Raw genomic sequence first — 1,406 nt, forward strand, 5'->3', positions numbered from 1 at the left:
GGCCCCGGCACCGAGCAGCATGCCCGGCTCGTCGAGGTCGGCGAGGGTCGCGACCACGACGGACGCCACGCCCCCCGCCAGCAGGAGCCCGCCGATCGCGGCACGGACCACCGAGCCGCGGTCGTGGACCACGACGTCGTCGCGCATCGCCTCCACGGGCGGGGTGAGGGCCGCGCGCCGGGCGGGGACCGCCGCGGCGACGACGCTCACCACCGTGCCGATGAGCACCGAGACCAGCACCGTGAAGCCGTCGAGCGGGATCTGCCCCGAGAGCTCCATGCCCATCCGGGCGAAGACCTCGCGCAGGCCGGCCACGAGGGCGACCCCCGCACCGACGCCGAGGGCCGAGCCCAGGACGCCGACCACCAGGGCCTGGACCAGGATCGAGGTGAAGACCTGGGCGGGCGAGGCACCGATGGCCCGCAGCATGGCGAACTCACGCTGACGCTGACGCACGGTCATCTGGAAGGTGTTGGCGATGATGAACGCCCCGACGAAGAGCGCGATCGCGGCGAAGACCAGCAGGAAGGTCGAGACGAAGCCGAGGATCTGCTCGACCTGCGCCCGGGTCTCGTCCCGCACCTCCTCCCCGGTGGCGACCTCGGCGTCGAGCCCGTCGAGGGTCGAGCCGAGAGCGGCCTGGAGGCGCTCGACCACGGCCTCCTCGTCGAGGTCCCCCTCGGCGTAGACGGCGATCGAGGAGACCATCCCGTCCGGGGCGAAGACCTCGGTGGCGGCGACGGGGTCGAGGAAGACGATCGTGGCCCCGGCGACCGGGGCGCCGAAGGAGACCTCACCCACGACGTCGACCGGCGTGATCTCCCCGCCCAGGACCACCTGCGTGGCGTCCCCCACCGCCAGGCCCGAGGCCTCGAGGGTCGCCGACTCGAGCGCGACCTCGCCCAGCCCGGTCGGTGCACGGCCGTCCACCAGCTCGGTCGAGGGCTCCTCGGCGTGCATCGCCAGTGCGAAGCTGGGCGGGCCGTTGCCCGCGGCCACGGCGGTGCCGTCCGCACCCACCAGCACGATCGGGCCGGTGATCTCGGGCAGGGCGGTCCGCACGCCGTCCACGGCCGCGACCTCCTCGACCAGGTCCAGGGGGACCCCGGTGCGCACGGCCCCCATGTCGGCGCTCGCGGCGTCGGCGATCTGCTCGGCCCCGCGCACGTAGGCGTCCCCCACGGTCGAGGTCTCGACGAGCTCGGAGAAGGTGCTCGACATCATCGTGCGCAGGGAGAAGGTCCCGGCGACGAAGGCGACGCCGAGCAGCACCGCGAGCACCGAGAGCAGGAACCGCCCGAGATGGCTGCGGATGCCCCGCAGCGCGACCCGCGTCACCGGGACACCGGGCCTGCGGCGTGCCGCGCACCCGCCGTCCCGGGCGCGGCAGTGCCCTGGACCGCGGT

Annotated in this window: 1 protein-coding gene; it reads right to left on the reverse strand. The window is 74.5% G+C overall.

The window, feature by feature from the left end:
- A partial coding sequence (locus tag L0B03_RS17920; protein WP_250448372.1) for an FtsX-like permease family protein occupies positions 1–1,338 on the reverse strand: 1,338 nt, incomplete at its 3' end.
- Positions 1,339–1,406: the final 68 nt, after the last annotated feature.

The sequence above is a fragment of the Actinotalea sp. C106 genome, assembly GCF_023630195.1.
Classification (GTDB): Bacteria; Actinomycetota; Actinomycetes; order Actinomycetales; family Cellulomonadaceae; genus Actinotalea.